Source organism: Exiguobacterium sp. EA-TM-5 (assembly GCF_053878415.1).
On the sequence record NZ_CM132670.1, the window covers coordinates 2,122,129 to 2,139,319 of the forward strand.

General features: G+C 40.7%; 19 protein-coding genes. 7 read left to right on the top strand and 12 right to left on the bottom strand.

All coding sequences use genetic code 11. The features are described 5' to 3' along the window. Positions 1-42 precede the first annotated feature (42 nt). Positions 43-1,857, top strand: a complete 1,815-nt coding sequence (locus ACV3PA_RS11120; protein WP_456124749.1) for a DNA/RNA helicase domain-containing protein — start codon at positions 43-45, stop codon at positions 1,855-1,857. 92 nt (positions 1,858-1,949) lie between these two features. Here ACV3PA_RS11120 and ACV3PA_RS11125 read toward each other — a convergent pair whose 3' ends face one another. The 6 genes from ACV3PA_RS11125 to ACV3PA_RS11150 form a co-directional block, all read right to left on the bottom strand. Next, a complete protein-coding gene (locus ACV3PA_RS11125; RefSeq protein WP_456124750.1) occupies positions 1,950-2,798 on the bottom strand; it encodes an HNH endonuclease in 849 nt (282 codons plus the stop codon). Positions 2,799-2,870: 72 nt separating this feature from the next. After that, entirely contained in the window at positions 2,871-3,599 is a 729-nt protein-coding gene (locus ACV3PA_RS11130; protein ID WP_323679404.1) for a GntR family transcriptional regulator, read from the bottom strand. An 82-nt stretch (positions 3,600-3,681) separates the two neighbouring features. Next, positions 3,682-5,103: a glycoside hydrolase family 1 protein gene (locus tag ACV3PA_RS11135; protein ID WP_456124751.1), complete on the bottom strand. Its 1,422-nt coding sequence runs from the start codon at positions 5,101-5,103 to the stop codon at positions 3,682-3,684. Positions 5,104-5,147: 44 nt separating this feature from the next. Further along, the gene (gene celB / locus ACV3PA_RS11140) at positions 5,148-6,485 is read right to left on the bottom strand and encodes a PTS cellobiose transporter subunit IIC (protein WP_456124752.1); all 1,338 of its coding nucleotides are present in this window, start codon (positions 6,483-6,485) and stop codon (positions 5,148-5,150) included. Between the two features lie 15 nt (positions 6,486-6,500). After that, complete coding sequence (locus ACV3PA_RS11145) at positions 6,501-6,830, bottom strand: PTS sugar transporter subunit IIA (protein ID WP_456124753.1); 330 nt, start codon at positions 6,828-6,830, stop codon at positions 6,501-6,503. 5 nt (positions 6,831-6,835) lie between these two features. Further along, positions 6,836-7,132: a PTS sugar transporter subunit IIB gene (locus ACV3PA_RS11150; protein ID WP_053453284.1), complete on the bottom strand. Its 297-nt coding sequence runs from the start codon at positions 7,130-7,132 to the stop codon at positions 6,836-6,838. 147 nt (positions 7,133-7,279) lie between these two features. On the opposite strand from ACV3PA_RS11150, the gene ACV3PA_RS11155 reads away from it, so the two are divergent. After that, positions 7,280-9,079 carry a type I phosphomannose isomerase catalytic subunit gene (locus tag ACV3PA_RS11155; protein ID WP_456124754.1) on the top strand — a complete coding sequence of 600 codons (1,800 nt, stop codon included), beginning with the start codon at positions 7,280-7,282 and terminating at the stop codon, positions 9,077-9,079. A gap of 363 nt (positions 9,080-9,442) precedes the next feature. Here ACV3PA_RS11155 and ACV3PA_RS11160 read toward each other — a convergent pair whose 3' ends face one another. The 4 genes from ACV3PA_RS11160 to ACV3PA_RS11175 form a co-directional block, all read right to left on the bottom strand. Then, complete coding sequence (locus tag ACV3PA_RS11160; RefSeq protein WP_456124755.1) at positions 9,443-9,670, bottom strand: hypothetical protein; 228 nt, start codon at positions 9,668-9,670, stop codon at positions 9,443-9,445. Positions 9,671-9,883: 213 nt separating this feature from the next. Then, positions 9,884-10,435 (bottom strand): hypothetical protein, encoded by a 552-nt coding sequence (locus ACV3PA_RS11165; RefSeq protein ID WP_456124756.1) that lies wholly within the window; start codon positions 10,433-10,435, stop codon positions 9,884-9,886. 400 nt (positions 10,436-10,835) lie between these two features. Continuing rightward, positions 10,836-11,120, bottom strand: coding sequence for a hypothetical protein (locus tag ACV3PA_RS11170; RefSeq protein ID WP_456124757.1), 285 nt, complete (start codon positions 11,118-11,120; stop codon positions 10,836-10,838). Further along, on the bottom strand, positions 11,117-11,419 hold the full coding sequence (locus ACV3PA_RS11175) for a DUF2089 family protein (RefSeq protein ID WP_456124758.1): 303 nt from the start codon (positions 11,417-11,419) through the stop codon (positions 11,117-11,119). Before ACV3PA_RS11175 ends, ACV3PA_RS11170 begins: the two co-directional genes overlap by 4 nt. Before the next feature lie 187 nt (positions 11,420-11,606). Between ACV3PA_RS11175 and ACV3PA_RS11180 the strand changes: the two genes are divergently transcribed. The 3 genes from ACV3PA_RS11180 to ACV3PA_RS11190 are packed head-to-tail and all read left to right on the top strand — an operon-like array spanning position 11,607 to position 13,667. Next, positions 11,607-12,020 carry a DUF4064 domain-containing protein gene (locus ACV3PA_RS11180; RefSeq protein WP_456124759.1) on the top strand — a complete coding sequence of 138 codons (414 nt, stop codon included), beginning with the start codon at positions 11,607-11,609 and terminating at the stop codon, positions 12,018-12,020. A 28-nt stretch (positions 12,021-12,048) separates the two neighbouring features. Beyond that, positions 12,049-12,738 (top strand): ABC transporter permease, encoded by a 690-nt coding sequence (locus ACV3PA_RS11185; RefSeq protein ID WP_456124760.1) that lies wholly within the window; start codon positions 12,049-12,051, stop codon positions 12,736-12,738. Further along, entirely contained in the window at positions 12,738-13,667 is a 930-nt protein-coding gene (locus ACV3PA_RS11190) for an ABC transporter ATP-binding protein (protein WP_456124761.1), read from the top strand. Before ACV3PA_RS11185 ends, ACV3PA_RS11190 begins: the two co-directional genes overlap by 1 nt. A gap of 224 nt (positions 13,668-13,891) precedes the next feature. Here ACV3PA_RS11190 and ACV3PA_RS11195 read toward each other — a convergent pair whose 3' ends face one another. Next, the gene (locus tag ACV3PA_RS11195) at positions 13,892-15,577 is read right to left on the bottom strand and encodes a GIY-YIG nuclease family protein (protein WP_456124762.1); all 1,686 of its coding nucleotides are present in this window, start codon (positions 15,575-15,577) and stop codon (positions 13,892-13,894) included. A gap of 258 nt (positions 15,578-15,835) precedes the next feature. On the opposite strand from ACV3PA_RS11195, the gene ACV3PA_RS11200 reads away from it, so the two are divergent. Beyond that, positions 15,836-16,054, top strand: a complete 219-nt coding sequence (locus tag ACV3PA_RS11200; RefSeq protein ID WP_456124763.1) for an ATP-binding protein DrrA1-3 family domain-containing protein — start codon at positions 15,836-15,838, stop codon at positions 16,052-16,054. A 118-nt stretch (positions 16,055-16,172) separates the two neighbouring features. On the opposite strand, the gene ACV3PA_RS11205 is transcribed toward ACV3PA_RS11200, so the two are convergent. Beyond that, the gene (locus ACV3PA_RS11205) at positions 16,173-16,502 is read right to left on the bottom strand and encodes a hypothetical protein (protein WP_456124764.1); all 330 of its coding nucleotides are present in this window, start codon (positions 16,500-16,502) and stop codon (positions 16,173-16,175) included. A 75-nt stretch (positions 16,503-16,577) separates the two neighbouring features. Here ACV3PA_RS11205 and ACV3PA_RS11210 point away from each other — a divergent pair, with 75 nt between their 5' ends. Next, a complete protein-coding gene (locus ACV3PA_RS11210; protein ID WP_456124765.1) occupies positions 16,578-17,153 on the top strand; it encodes a hypothetical protein in 576 nt (191 codons plus the stop codon). Positions 17,154-17,191: the final 38 nt, after the last annotated feature.

Here is a 17,191-nt window from a genome sequence, read left to right on the forward strand (position 1 = left end):
CTATTGGTTTTTCTTAATTTAAATCGATTTGGAGTGATAAGTATGACAGTTGGATGGAGTGGTACGATTCAAGAGTTTTTACATACCGATCAACATCAGTTCTCGCAAGCCTTACAGCATTCCATTCCAGATGCTTCAGATAGTCAATTACGCGCTTGGATCGATACGTACCAGTGTCTCGTTGACTTATTTCAAGAAGTACCTGAGCTGAATGCGCAACTCTTATTTGAATACCAACTATTTCGTGGTGGTGGTCGGCGACCTGATATTGTGCTCCTCGTTAATGATCAAGTCCTTATTATCGAATGTAAAAGCTATCATCAAATCTCGGATGGGGAATGCATCCAGACCTCTCTTTACGTTCGCGACTTGGAGCACTATCATTCTGCCATTCAACTGCAACCCGTAACTGTCTCAGGTATATTACTTTTAACAAAGGACAATCGTAATCATGTCCATTTTCATGAATCCTTTAATATTTTCATCGCAGCAAAATATGGCTTATTAAAAATCCTGAGACGGTTAGCAGCCAAACAGCAGTCACCCGTCTTAAGTATCCATGATATGTTACAAGGCTACTATTCTCCATCCCCCTCGATGCTTGAAGCAGCTAGTGCAATTATGAAAAACGAACCGTTACCCCGTGTTCGTGCACTAGATAGTAGTAATTTTGAAGCGATTCTTCACACCCTTCAGCAGATTATTCAGCAAGCTAAGGCTCATGATGAGCATCACCTTGTTCTTGTTACAGGGGAACCCGGCGCAGGTAAAACGTATTTAGGATTACTTTTAGCTCACGAGCATGAGAAGGCCGTATACCTTTCAGGAAATGGACCACTGGTTGATGTACTGCAGCATTCCCTTCAAAACAGTACGTTTGTTCAGCGCTTATACAATTACAAGATGGACTATATCAAACACGGTCGTGTTCCACATGAACAGATTATAATCTTTGATGAAGCACAACGTGCTTGGGATCAAAATCAAGTGAATACATCTTTTGAACGTTCTCCCTATCCAGCACCGAATATGAGCGAACCAGATATCATTATGGAAATCGCGACAAAAAATAAAAAGTGGAGTGTGACGATTGGATTAGTTGGGGAAGGGCAGGAAATTTATAGAGGAGAAGAAGGTGGTATTGCATTATGGAATCATGCGTTAGAAAACAAAAATGTCATCGTTCATGGTAAGTACGAAGCGGCAACTTTTAGACATGCACTGCACGTACGAACAACAGAGACATTACACCTCGATACATCCTTGCGTACACATGCTGCGCAAACCTACAGTCAGTTTGTCATTCAATTTATTCAAGGAGAGATAAAAGCGGCAGCTCGTCTTCTTGAAAATCTTGATTCTTCTCGCTTCCACCTTCGGATTACACGTCATTTAGAAAAAGCGAAGTATGTAGCGCGTCATCTCTATTCAGATGACTCTAAAACGGTCGGTGTCGTATGCGCAGGTGGAGCGGATCATCAAAAACAAATACCGGTCTTACCTAGAAATGAGCGGTACGAACGTCCTTCTAAAATCGCACAATATTTTACCGTTCCTACGTCTGACTATTACTGTAAAACATTACAGTATTCGATTACCGAATTTCAGTCGCAAGGTCTTGAATTAGATTTTGCCATTTTAGAATGGGATAACGATTTTTATTTACAAAATGGAAGCTGGACTGGAAAGCATTTTCAACGATCTGTTAAAGATCCTCTTCAAATTAAGCGCAATGCCTATCGTGTCAATTTGACGAGAGGGCGAGATGGATTGATTATTTATATTCCTGAAAAACCTGAATTAGAAGAAACATGGCATACCCTTAAACACGTGTTACGTATTCAAGAACTGTTATAGTACTAACAAAAAAGTCTTCATCTTGTACAGATGCAGACTTTTTTGATGAAATTTAGGTGTCCTTCAGTTTATCCCTTTCGTTTAAAATGATCTTAATACATTCGTCTGAATCGAAAAGAATTTTCCTTTACATCAATTTTATCTATTAATTTCTGATTATACGTACTACCATCTATTCCGCGATGAATGCGAGCATGACAGTTTGGACAAATTGCTGCGACATGTTCAGGATGATCAGGGCCACCATCCGATAATTTATACATATGATGCACTTCAAGTGATGATCCGGAACTCGCTTCAAATGGTTCGGGTTGTTCACATGCTTCGCATATTCCTGCTGCTCTCTTTCGTGCATATACTTTAATCGCTTCTGATCGTTTTCTGACCTTTATTTGTTTGACTTGAATCGACTCATCTCCTGTCGACGTATCTTGAAGAGCTAATGTTTTTAAATTTTCAAGCGAATCTTCAATTGTTATACTACTCTCCACATGACGTTCCGACTCGAGCTGATCCTGCTTCATAATCGTAGCTGATTCAAAAATAAATTGGATGATCTCCCGTTTATGACCGTCACGATCGAGCGCTTGCTTCAGTTCATAATCAACTAACGTTAGCTGATCATCAAATCGATATAAACCATTTTGCTCCCGATGAAAAAGTAAAACATCTTTTGAATGATTGACATGATCACGTATCGCTTTATTCCCCATTGTAAATGTTTGATCGCCAACTTGACCTTCACCACTGTACATAAACAGCGTCTTGTCTTCATTCCAACCGTCCGAATATCCATACTGTGTACCGCTTGACCCCGAAAAGATAAAAATAATGGATTCTTTCGCTGAAGCACTAATGCCACGTTGTCGGTTTCCTCCAAACTGATCGTGTATTTCAGCACGTTTATAGTGCTTTCCTGGAATAAATGAAATGGATAACATAGACTCTCTCCCTTATTTTAAAAGTCTAAAATTTTAATCTTTATAATTTGATCTCAAACAGATTAGATCTTATCATCTGCCGATATGGACAGACGTAAAGACGAATTTATCATAACGGTGTCTTGAGAACGAATACTCGAACGGTTTCCCATTACCGAGGAATACGACTTGTTCCACTTCGATGACGGGATCGGTCTCTTCATTCCCCAGATATTCATGATCCCATTGATTCGGCTTGTCTGCTCGAATCATCTTATGCGAGCTCGTGATCGTGTAACCGAGTTCTTCTTGGATATACCGGTAAATCGAACTGTCAAGGACTTCTCGCGTCACTCCGGTAATCAATGAAGACGGCATAAACGTGTGTTCGATCACGTATGGTTCGTCGTCAACATATCGAACACGCCGTATCTCATAGACAGGATCCGTTTTCTCGATCATCAGATGGCGCGCGACCTCGGCTTCCGGAAAACGAACCTCAAACTGAAGCACTTCACTTCTGACAGCCCGCTCCCCGAGCAGCTTCGTCAATCCTTGTGACTCTTTGTTTAACACATTGATTCTTCCTTGGGAAAAGCTTGACGGTAAAATGAACGTTCCTTGCCCCCGTTGACGATAGATGATCCCCTCGAGTACGAGGATTTCTAGAGCACGCTTCATCGTCATCCGGCTGACTTCAAACTCTTCTGCAAGTTGAATCTCGTCTGGCATCGCTTCTTCCACATTGTATCCGCCATTAAGAATCCGTTCTCGTAATTCATCTGCAATTTTTTCATACTTTGGTTTCTTTTTATTAGACATGACAACACCCCATGTATAGACATATACATATAATATAACAAAAAATGAGGATCAGGGCTAGATATACCCCGATCCTCATTTTTTATTTTATGAATCCATTTTGTTCGATGAGATGCTTGAACCAGTGACCACTCTTTTTCACCGTACGCGTTTGATTCGTCAAATCGACACCAACAAAACCATATCGGTTCTTATAGGCATTACTCCACGACCAATTGTCCATGAAAGTCCAAAGGTGATACCCTTTGACGTTCGATCCTTCCTCTAGAGCTTGATGCACCCATTTCAGATGTTCCGCGATGAAATCAATCCGGTAATCATCCTGGATACTACCGTCCGCGTCTCGGTAGCGTTCTTCTCCTTCCACTCCCATCCCGTTTTCTGAAATGAAACACTCGATGTTTCCATAATTCTCACGTAAGTTCGTCAGGATGTCATATACACCCTTTTCGTAGATTTCCCAACCACGATGCCGATTCATCTTGCGTCCCGGCATCTCATAATAATCGAAAAGATGCTCTGGCATGAACGGTGATTTCGGATTCGGAAGATGTTCTTTTACCTTGATACGTCTCGGCTGGTAGTAGTTAATGCCAAGCACATCGACTGTATACATGGCGATTTTCTGCCTGTCCGTCTCATGCATTTCCGGGAGGGCATCCTGCTCGTCTAACAGTTCGATTAATTCGGGCGGGAATGTACCTAAAACAGATGGATCCAAGAAGGAACGATTGAACAGGATATCCGCAAGATGCGCCGCTTGTCGATCTGCTTCATTTTGACTTCTCGGATAAGACGGTGTCAGATTGAGAATGATCCCGATTTTCCCTGTTTGTTGTGTATCTCTGTATGCTTCGATTGCAAGGGTGCTTGATAGAATTGAGTGATAAGCGACTTGGACTGCTCGCTTAAAGTCTACGACGTTCGGATAATGAAAATCGTACAAGTAGCCCCCCTCGACCGGGACGATTGGTTCGTTATGGGTAAACCATTTTCCGACACGGTCTCCAAAGAGTTCAAAGCAGGTTTTGGCATAAGCAACATAATGCATCACGACTTCCCTGCTTTCCCATCCTCCTTTTTCTTGTAAGGCAAGCGGCATATCGAAATGATATAAATTGACGAACGGTTCGATCCCTGCTTCAATCAACTCGTCAATTACACGATTGTAGAAATCGACCGCTTCCGGATTGATGTTTCCTTCTCCCGTTGGAAATAGACGGGACCAAGAAATCGATAGTCGAAATGAATTGTGCCCGAGATCCTTCATTAAAGCGATATCTTGTTTGTACTGATGATAAAAGTCAGATGCTACCGAAGCGCTGATACCATCAAAAAAGCGGTTCGGTTCGACCTCGTACCAGTGATCCCAAATGTTCGGTCCTTTTCCACCTTCATAGGCGGCTCCTTCCATTTGAGTCGCAGAGGCAGCTGTCCCCCACCAGAAATCCGTCGGAAAATCATACTTTTTAATCGTAGTCGTCTTGTTCTCTATCTGATTCATTATTAGCACATCCTATCTCTTATTTTTCACTCATCCGGTAACCGTTATCCGATCTGTTGGTTTTTCTCTTGTGTAGTATTCGCTTCTTCCCGTTCTTTCTTCATATTCAATCGATCAATGAAGACGAGGAACGGGAACCAGACTGCCATGATGATTGCAAAGTTGACTAATTGTAGTAGCCCTCCGGCTAGCGAATTCGTTGCCATCATCCCACTGATGAACATCGGGACGGTCCAAGGTACAGCAACACCAGTCGGAGGTGGAACGATCCCCGTTGACATTGCGAAGTACGTCACCGTCACCGTAATCAGTGGTGCGACGATCCATGGAATCATGATCAATGGATTCATGACGATTGGTAGTCCAAAGATCATCGGTTCATTGACGTTGAAAATACCAGGTCCGATTGACAGCTTTCCAATTTGCTTCATCTGTTTCGATCGCATGAATAACAAGATGGCGACCACGACAGCAAGCGTTGACCCAGAACCACCGATTCCAACCGTATAGATCTCGATGAATTGTTTACTGATGATGTTCGGAATTTCTCCGTTCGACGTGTACGCATTCAAGTTTTCAAGGGACAAAGTATTCCAAATCGGATCCATGACCGAGTTGACGATGACTTGTCCGTGCAATCCGAAAAACCAGAACAGTTGAACAAAGAAGATAGCGATTAACGTCGGGAAGAGTCCGTTCCCTAGATTCACAAGTGGTTTTTGAACAAGATTGAAGATGAGATCATGTAAGTTCGTATCTAACAGTGAAGTGACGGCAATGTTAATGCCGAGGAATACGGTGAGCGTAAGTAATGCCGGGACAAGGGCAGAGAACGATTTGGCGACAGCTGTCGGCACACCGGCAGGCATTTTGATCGTCCAGTTTTTTTGAACGATGAAGCGATAAATCTCTCCTGCTAGGAATCCCGTGATCATGGCTAAGAACATGCCCTTTGCGCCAAGACGGTCGAGTGGGATGACGTTGCCTACTGGATCGGCGACATTTTCGACTGAGACAAAGAAAGGAGTAAGTAATAAAAACGAAACAAGTGCGATGACACCACCGAATACAGCTTCGACCTCATAACTTTTAGAAAGATAATAGCCGATACCGAATACGACGAACAATGACATGATGCCCATTGTGGCGGATGGAGCGTTTCCAAGTGATGTCTTAAAGGCATCTAGAACACCCGGGGACATGAACTTATCAAGGAACGGTAAATTCGCGACGACAACAATCAAGGAACCAAACATCGTAATCGGAAAAGCAAGCATGAATGCATCACGTAATGTCTGTAAGTAACGACTATTGTTCAAAAATGCCGCCATCGGCATCAAAAAACGACTTAGCAGATCAAACCACTTACTATTCTCAGTCATTTCAAACACTCCTTATTATTTTTTGGAAAACTTATGTTCCATGAGTTCGATGAGTCCGGTCGTTAAATCAAGCATCGTCTGCGTCGACATGAGGTGATCTTCAGCATGTAATAACAGTAAGGAAAGTGTGGTTGGTTCACCGCTTGCTTCTTTCTGAACCTGACTAAAGTGCACTTGGTGCGCTTCTTGCAATTGAGATCGCGCATTTGATAACAAAAGTTCGAAGTCTTCGAATGTGCCATCTTTGTACACTTCGATTGCTTCACGAATCGTACTTCTTGCATTTCCACTGTGTAGGATCATCGTGAATGCGATTTGTTCCATCGTCTGTTCATTTGTCTGCATATCGTTCACCCCATTAACTTCACAGCTTGTTCGTAAGCTGCTTTTCCGTCCGCCATCCCATATGCCATCATATCAATGACTTCGACCGGTTTCTCTGTCGCTTGCTGAAATTTTGATAGTAGAAATCGCATTTGTGGTCCAATCAAGATGACATCCGCACCCTCCATCTCTTTCATTGCCTGATCTTGTCCAACTGCCCAAATCTTAGCTTCTTCCCCGAGTTCTTTCGCATGTTCCTGCATCTTCGACACTAAGATGCTCGTCGACATCCCTGAACTACACGCCAACATGATTTTTTTCATCTAAAATCTCCTCCTTATTTGTAATCGCTTACAACTTTGATTATACGGAATAATCAATCCATGTCTATACTTGATAATTAATTTGTTTATTTTTATTTTATAAAAGTGTAGAGTTGTTTATGAAAATATAATGAAGGAGGAATCAGTATGCCAAAACCAATTTATCTTACGCCGCTATTAAAAGAACGAATGTGGGGCGGACAGAAGCTTCAAGAGTACGGATTTTCGATACCTGAAGAACAACGGATGGGAGAAGTCTGGACAGTAGCGAGTCATCCAAACGGCATGTCTCGCGTCCAGTCAGGTCCAAAGATCGGACTCACCTTAGAAGAATTATGGTCAAATCACCCTGAAATCTTTGGCATGGAGACCGACTCTGATTTTCCACTGTTGTTAAAATGGATTGATGCTGCGGAGGATTTATCCGTTCAAGTACACCCAAGCGACATGGATGCCAAACGTTATGAACAGCAACCATTCGGAAAAAATGAATGCTGGTATATCGTGGACTGTCCGGAAGACGCATCCCTCATATACGGACATTCCTTCTTCTCTCCCTTTGAACTTGATGAAGCCATTCGTCAAGGCACTTTTCTAGAATCCCTTCAGCATGTCCCGATTTCTAAAGGCGATTTTTTCTATGTACCAGCTGGAACAGTACATGCATTAACAAAAGGTTGCGTCGTACTTGAAATCCAGCAAAATTCAGATACAACCTATCGACTATATGATTATGACCGGCCTGATCCAGTGTCTGGAGAGAAGCGGCCACTCCATCTGGCGCAAGCCCGTCGCGTGATTCGTTTCCCCCATTTTCAGTACACAGAGCCTACCGTCATGCTCACTCCTTTTCGTAAGAGATTAACGCAGACACCGGACTTCTTTGTCGAAGAATGGACGATTAGAACGATGTATAAGTTAGATTCAAGCCCTCTATTTCGCATCATCACGGTCATCAAAGGAACGATTGAATTGGATCACGTCCTCCTGTCTGTCGGAGCGACTGCGATTCTTCCAGCAGATAGCACATTTCTCATCAAAGGAAACGGTATCGTCTTGATCACAGGTCCTTCTCTAAAAACGACAACCCTACATCAAATCGGTATCGATCTCGGTGGGACGCAGACTCGTGTCGCTGTTGTCGATCAACATAAAATCATTAAACAGCTATCGTTCCCGACCAATCCAATGGCAGGGCCATCCCAGACGCTATTGAATATTAAGCGCGCAATCCACATTTTTTCAGAAGAATTCGACCTGTCGAAAATCGGAATTGCTGCCCCCGGTCCTCTCGATACAAAAACTGGACTTCTGTTATCTCCACCAAATTTACCAGGATGGGATGAGGTCGACCTAGTAACTCCACTCTCCACTGCCTTCGATTTACCTGTCTCGCTTGAGAACGATGCTAATGCAGCGGCTCTCGGTGAAGCGTTATACGGCGCGGGACGTCACTCTTCATCTGTCTACTATGTTACCGTCAGTACAGGAATCGGCGGAGGTTATGTCTATGAGAAACAACTGATCCGTGGAGCAAATGGATACGCTGGTGAGATTGGCAATACGATTATCGACTCATCGGGTCCACTGCATCCTGTGTTGAACAAAGGTTCTCTCGAAGGATATGCCAGTGGTACAGCACTACAGTCACGCGCCTCAAATCGAGATGTCTCATCCATCGAGCGATTACTCGCCCATCCGCAAGAGCGGGATCGGTTTATTAATCATTTAGCATCTGGACTTGCAAACATCATTCACACGATTGATCCGGAAGTCATCGTTGTTGGAGGAGGTGTTACGGGATCTGCTGATTTATACTGGGAAGCGTTGCTCGAACGTGTTCGCGAACTCGTATATCCGTCCCTTCGTTCAAAGGTCGATATCCGTCTTGCCGAATTGAAAGGACAGGCAGGCGTCATCGGAGCTGCTGCTCTAGATGTAGAGTAAGCAACACATCACTTATTTTATTTAATCAAAGCAAAGAGGGTTAATCATTTCGTCATTGAAATGATTAACCCTCTTCTTTTACGTCCTAATTATTCGAATATGGCTGTTTTCTAGACTAGCGAATTGCTAAAAATGACTTCAGCTCTTTCTCAATCCGTTTTGGGTTTAAGAAAGAACAGATAAATGTTAAATGCCACGAAAAAACTAAGCAGTACCCATAAGACAGAATAGAACGCTGTATTCGGCACGAACAAATAATCTATCAATAGCACGATTAAAAAGAGAATATATCCAACAAAATATACTTTTTTCTTACGCGGATCCATCGTCTCATCTCCTTTATACATATGAGTGTTCTGTCGATTACTTCGTATTTTTAATAATCACTACAGTTAAAACAAGGGACGGGATGAAACAAATCAGTAGATCCGAGAGTGAAATCGAAAGTGAAGTAGGATGAATCAGCATCTCTACCCCTTTAAAAATTGCACCGAGTACAACAAGTAAAGATATGAGAACCGGAACGAAAGTACGCATCCATCTAGGAATACTCAGCCACATCCGTAAGATCTTTTGTGTTTTATCATCCATGTCATTCACCTCTTTTTGAAATTTTACATAAATTAGTATATCATACGTATGATTTTTGTGAAAAAATGTCGAAGTCACGTGTCGATTTCCTTGCTTCTCTAACGTATGAAGGCAGATAAAAGAGACGCTTACACCTTATGCAAGCGTCTCTTTTATCTACCATTTATGCTACATATCAGTGCCGCTTATTGTTCTGCTTAAAAAATTATTGAATTAATTGATTGCACCTTCTGCGCTACAATAAAACTCCAGTGGGATGTTATGTTTGGAAGAAATACCATGTTGAATGAATTCCCCACTGACCGTCACATCGTATGCTCTTCCGCCATCCATCAAAGTAGTAGTATACCCAAGCTGCGTCCATGTCCCCTTACTCGATGAAGATTTTGACGTCATAGACGTGACAGTGTCAAAGACTTGTCTTCCCGCTTCTTCACGAAGTGCGGTATCAAATGTACCAGTGATCGAAATAGCGACTGACGTCCCTTTTGCATGAATCGATTTTGATTTGGAGTAAGCTTCTTTTTCAGAGAAATCGAATGTCGATCCGAACTCTACTTGTACTCGCTGATCAACTAATTTTTGAAAACGTTTCGGTGTCACCCAATCGTTTTCTTTGAAATCCTTTTGTTCGATTAGTTCTAGTTCTGCGTTTTGGTACTTTTTATTTATGGTCTTTAGTATGATCGCATACTGTTCATAATATTGATTTTTTTGTTGTTGCGTCAGCGTCTTTTGTTCTCCACCCGCAGATACCACATACATGAAGGAACTAGTTAAAGTAACACTCAATACTGTTAAGAAAGTCATTATTTTACGGTTCATTTTTTCCACTCACTTTTTTTAGATTATGTAATATATTCTCAAAATACCATGTCATCTGATCATTTCCTATACTTTCACTGTCGGTTTTTCTTATCTTACTCACACTTCAACTTTATAATTATTTTCGAATGGAGATTTATGAATTTATCATGATGTGACTATCTAAGGTCTTTATCTATTCGTAGACTCTGTATTGAAGAAGTTGAAGTCATTTGCTTCTTTTGACAATCATTACTTTACCTGTATGTATGCTTTGATCTGCAGTATCTTTCTTTTCTGTTCACTAAAAAAACGACCTCTTTTAAGATCGTCTTTTTATAGAAAATATGTATGCTTCCCATCATAATGTATCGTGCACACGCATCCGCTCTAGTTCTTTTTCTTGCTGCCTTTTAAAAGATTTCCGACCATTTGACCATTCAACTAACAGTACAATCCAACCGAATCCTAAAATTAAAGCATAGGCAAGAAAACTACTGTACCCACCAGTGAGGTATCGCCATGTCATGACGATTGTCAATAGAATTGGCATAATGACGCCAAGATACGGATTATTCCGATTCGATAATAGTTGCTGTAATCCTAATCCGACGGTGATGAATAAAGCAGAAATGATAAAGTTCATTCGTTGTTACCCCTCTCAAGTCGATATTTTTCGATTATTTTTTTTGCATCCTCAATCGTAATGCGATCCTCAATTGCCATTTGTTTAATATATGTAATGAACGGTTCACTCTCGATTTTCTCATTCACTACGATTTTCTGAATGATGCGATCGACGCGAATCCGGACTGTGGGATAGGAGACATCATAATGTTTTGCTAGCTCCTTCAAGGAACCTGAACTTACGATGAATTTTTTCACAAATTCCACTTCTTCCAATTCTAGAGATAAAATCCAATCCGGGACATCATCTTTCTTCATTTACCATTTCCCTCCCATGTATTCACAATACCACTTACTTAAATAAAGTTAAAGTATTTTTGATATTAATTAAACATTTAACCAATAAATAATTAAAATATATTCATTTTTTCACTTGTCATGGCGATTCAAGTCATGGTAGTTTAGGAATGTCAAATAGTAAATATAAGGAAAAGGAGTGTTTTACTTGAAAAGAACAACAGAGTACATATTTGCTGTCATCGGTATCGTTTTGTTTGGATCATTGTGTTTAGGAGGTTTCCTGTTATCTGGATCGATTGCTGATCACGCTGGGATGAAGGACTTGGTCGATCAATTCATTCGTGACGAGAACATCACGGACGTCACGGCTTCTCAAATCCTCACATCCTTCCAACAATTCTTCTTGTACCTCGGTGCCGTCTCGCTGTTATGTACATTAGGAGGCATCCTCTCCATCGTCCGAATTCGCAAAAGCGGTTCCGCTGGAAAGCTGTTGATCATTACGGCGATTCTCGGAGGAATCTTCACTTTACTCGCTGGACTTTTCGGTTCAATCGCTTACTTAATTGCCGGTATCACGAACGTGTCAAAGAACAAGAAGCTAGCGCGACAATATTAATCTTACTTAGAGAAAGGTGCGTCTACATATGTTTGCCATTACGCTTCGCGAATTCAAATCACTTTTTCAAAGCATCCGTGCCATCCTGATCATCATCGTCTTGTTCGGGGTTACGATTGGTTCTGCTAAACTCGTCAGCCAGTTCAAAGGACAACTCAGTGATCTCGGTTTAGGTAACAATGCGTATATTATCGGGTTGATGTTACTTCTGTTCTTAGCTGCTCCCTTATTCGTGACGAGCATCTCCCACAGCAGCGTCAATAAAGAGATTGAGTCGAAGACGATTCGTTTTCTTGCGACGAAAACGTCCCGTGAAAACATCATTTTCGGTAAGTTTTTAGGCAACGTATCCTTTTGGGTCCTTTGTCTGACAGTTTCACTCTTATTGATCGTTCCGTTTTCAAAGTCATTTCATTTCATCGATTTAATTCAAAGCATCATCTTCGTCTCATATTTCATCGGATTGTCGCTGTTTCTTTCAACAATCGTCAGTAATTCCTCGATGACGATGTTCGTCGGAATCTTCATCTCGATCGCGCTACCGGTCATCGGAATGTGGAGTCTTTTTTCTAAAAATGTCATCGTCGATACGATCTCTTACCTGACACCGTATTACTACTACACGCAAGAAAATACGGCCTACACCTACCTTGTCTTGATTCATATCGCTGTTTTCGTTTTGACGAGTCTGATTATCTTTAAAAGGAGAGATCTCTGATGATAGCCCTTCGTGCAACCAATTTAACAAAACAATACGGCAACAAGACCGTCGTCAACCAACTGAATCTCGAGATCGAGCAAGGGGCTATCTTCGGATTCCTCGGTCAAAATGGCGCCGGTAAATCAACGTTCATCAATATGATCACGGGACTGGTTCGCCCGACGTCCGGGACGTTTGAGTTACTTGGAGCAACGAATGATTCCTTAAAAGACGTCCGGGCTCGCATTGGTGTCCTACCGGATTATTCAACTTTCTATGAGAATTTCACAGCACTTGATCACTTGAAGTATTTCAGTAAAGTCCTTTGTCTGAAAACAACGACGGATGAGTTAAAACAAGTCCTCCGTGAAGTACAACTCGAAGACGCGATCGATATGAAAACGAAGAACTACTCGTTCGGGATGAAAAAAAAGCTCGGCATCGCCCAAGCTTTAATCAATCGACCGGATATCTTGTTTTTAGATGAACCGACCTCTGGCGTCGATGCCAACTCGATTCTCGGGATTCATACCTTGATTCGCAAAATCGCAGCAGATGGAACGACAATTTTTCTAACGTCTCATAACTTGGACGAGGTCGAAAAATTGTGTACGGAAATCGCGATCATGCAGAATGGATCGATTCAGACGCAAGGCACGATGGAGGAGTTACGGGAACAGCATCAGAACAACATTACCGTTCACGTCAAACATGCGTTGCTCGACAATGAGATGCAACTACACTTGCAGTCCAAGTTATCGACGCTTGCGAAAGACGTCAATGTCTCCCCTACTCAGTCAACGTTCATCGTCCAAAGCGAACAGGATATTGCGCCGATCAATGCTTATCTTGTCTCACAACAGATCCATGTCTATCGACTTGAGGTAGAGGAAGCGTCCTTAGAAGAAATCTTCTTGAATCTAGGTACAGAAATCCGCTCGCCATAAAGCTGAGTAACTTCATTCATTGAGAGCTCAAGAAATCTCTGAATACATTAGCAAGGATTTAAATTATTCAACTAAGAGCGAATTTAAAAAATAGGCTACCTGACACCGTATTTTCCCGATGTCAGGTAGCCTATTATTAATGATATTAAGTTATGGATTTATTATTTTGCTGACCATGACGATTATCATTCTAAGTCGTTCGCTACGGACTGCTATTTTAGTAATTAATTTAAAATAGTCGCATTCACTTCGACTTCATCTTTTTCGAAGGACATACTATCAGTAGGCATAATTCCCTCTTCATCCATTTCAATGCTTCTAAAGTACTCTTGTGCAACCATCGATGTCTTGAACTCAGCAGTCGGATCAATTGTTTCGACTAAGGTTTGTAATTCTTCAACTGTTGTTACGAAAAACTCTTTACGTAAATTTACTTTATTAAATCGCTTGGCCGTCAATTCTTGATGAAGTTGATACTCTAACCCAACTGCATCATCTGAGAAAATCATTGCATGTACATCAAATTTAAATGGCACAGAGGCGTCTCCCAGTTCGTCGACTCGATCTTGTGGGTTCATACGTCTTGTCATACCCACCTTGAATACCTGTTGACCGAACGATCCTAGATTCGAGATGACATAAACGTAACCAGCCTTGCCGTTCGCTCTCTTTAAAATTTCTTCTTTTTGCTCTAAGATGTTATTTTGTTGTTGTAAAAGTTCTTCAACGCGTGACTGCAGTTGAGCAATAATGTCAGGGTTATTTTCGCTTATCAGAAGCTCGTTCGTTCGTTGTAATTCTACATCGAATTTTGCCTCTTCTGATTCTAATTTTTTCTTTTGTGCTTCTAGTTCTTTACGTTCTGCAGCTTCTTGACGCATTTGCTCTCGTATTAGACGCTGTTCTTCTTTTTCTTGTTCACGCTTAACATAGTATTGGTACTCGACATCTACCGCTTCAATGAATAATGGCTCTAGTTCTGCCAGGAATTTAGAGATTGTAGGTGAAATGGAAGCATTGCCGTTAGTTGAAATCGCTAAATATTTCCGAATTAGAGCTTTCGCATTACCAATAGCCTCTTCATGCTTAGCATATGAGAGAGTATAGAGAATATTTTGCAACTCTGCTTGTAAACCAATCACCATCAGCTGATAAATAGCTTGATTCGCTTTCGTTTTGTAGCGATCTTTGTATCTGTCTAACAGTGTAGCTATCTCTTTTTTGATTTTATTAATCTGTTTACGTAATTCTTTTGAATTCATAGAATGGTAATCTAGCTCTACCAAACTCTTCATGATGCTTTCTTCATCATAACCTGCCAATAGCAGATCTAACTCATTCGGAAGATCTTCTTCATTGAACAACTTAGGAAATATATTAATTAAGTTGCGAATACCATTGAACTCCGTATTCAATTTTGAAAGCTTTGTACTTTGAGATTTAATATTTTTGCTTAACTTTTCATTTTCAACCGCTAAAACATCACGTTCTTCCGCGAACTTTTGGAGCTCGGCGATTTTCTCTTGATTGTCTGATATGATTTCGTCGATAATTCGTTTTCCTTCAGATTCAAAATCAGAACGGATTTGCTTTATGTATTGTGTTTTACTTTCTTCAAAGATGACTTCAGAATTCGAAATGTTGTTTTGGATATCTTTCCGTTTGATATCTAGCGTATCTAATTCTGTTTTTAATGAAGTGATTTCTTCTTGTAAGTTAGCGGTTTCGGAAATCTGAGATCTTAGTTTTTCAGACTTGATATAGTAGTGACGACCAAACAATAATATGATACCTATCATTGAAGTTATACCGAACGTTATAACACCAGTTAAAATCAACAAGATTATTAGCCACCCAGTAAAATACCAAGGAACTTTTGCCTTCATTCCTCCAGATTTATCTTTCTCCATACATATCAACCTCTTCCTCCATAATATTTGTTGAACTCGTTTCACTCACTGACTAAAACCAACATCATATATTAAACACCTCACATTTCAACTTTCTCATAGTATGTAAATATTTACAAACAATTAAGTTTAAAACGAAATATCAATAAATGTGCAATCGTAAAAAACCTGGACTGAGCATTAGATTTCAGGCACTTTAATTATCAATCATACAAATGAAATGATTCAGACACTAAGGCACGGATTGATGAGTTCCGTGTGCAGCACTGGAAGAATATCACCGTTCAGGTCAAACATGCGTTACTCGACAACGTCTCCCCTACTCAGTCAACGTTCATCGTTAAAAATGAACAGGATATTGCGACGATCAATTCTTATCTTGTCTCACAACAGATTCATGTCTATCGTCTCGAGGTAGAGGAAGCTTCCTTAGAAGAAATCTTCTTGAATCTAGGTACAGAAAGTCGCTCGGCATAAACATTCTCCTCGAATCGATCCACTATGAATTAAAAATTAGGCTTCCTAGCATCGTGAATAGACGGTGGTAGGAAGCCTAATTTAGATAGCTTATTTCTATTTTATATAAGATGTTCCTTTAAGGACCCGTACCACAGGATACAGCATACTTTTCCTCGTTGACCTTCTTCGAATAACAGATAAAGGGCGTGCCTCCCGTTTCACTTTTCCAATCATACCAAAACATGTTGTAACGTTCCGTCACTGGATCTTGTTCCGTAATGATCGCAAAGTAGTTTTGATAGTAATAGCCTTGTTTGTAGAGTTCGTGTCTAAGAGCACCTCTAGGCGTAGCATCCGTAAACAGAATGGGTGAAAGGACCGGCATGAGTAATACAATGAGGGCTATAACACCTAAAAAGAGTGCCAATACTTTCGTTTTCCTTTTTTTAGAATTCGATTTACTCATTTTTATACCCTTTCCTTTTTTGGCTTTTTTTGTTATATAATAACATGAATCAAACAACAGAAAGAGGTCACGATAGTGAAAAAAACTATTTTTTCATCCCTCTCTTTAGGTGTCATTCTATATGCTGGTTTCTTATGGAGTAATGCGATTGCCGATTCGAATGTTTCCCAAGAAAAATCCAAGAGTACCATCACAGAGGAACAAGCCTTCAATTTTTTCACTACAGTTCTTGAGCAACAAAAAACGGATTTCTTAAACAATACACCGTTAGCACATAGTAACCTTTCAAAGTTATCTAAAGGGGACGAAGCTGTATTGATTTTTCTGTCCACTACAGAAGTGGATAAAATTCAGCTGAATTCATTCAAATACAAAATTTCTGATGTCAAAGTCTATTCAGAAAACCAAAAAAATTATGCTGAAGCGTATGTTTCACGAACTTTCAATTTCGGAAAAAGTGGTCTTGAAACGGGTTTAGGTGATCAAATGATACTTGAAATTCCATCAAATGTTGCCGATCAAAACACACCAATCTCTTCGAGTAAATTAACCATTACATCTAATAACAATCCTAATAACGTTTCTGTCGACGACTTTTTAGAAAAGTATAAAGAAGAAGTAGAAAAATCAAACCAGCTTGAAGCCAAATAAATATAGAAAGATGTCGTCATGATTCGTCAGGTGCATAC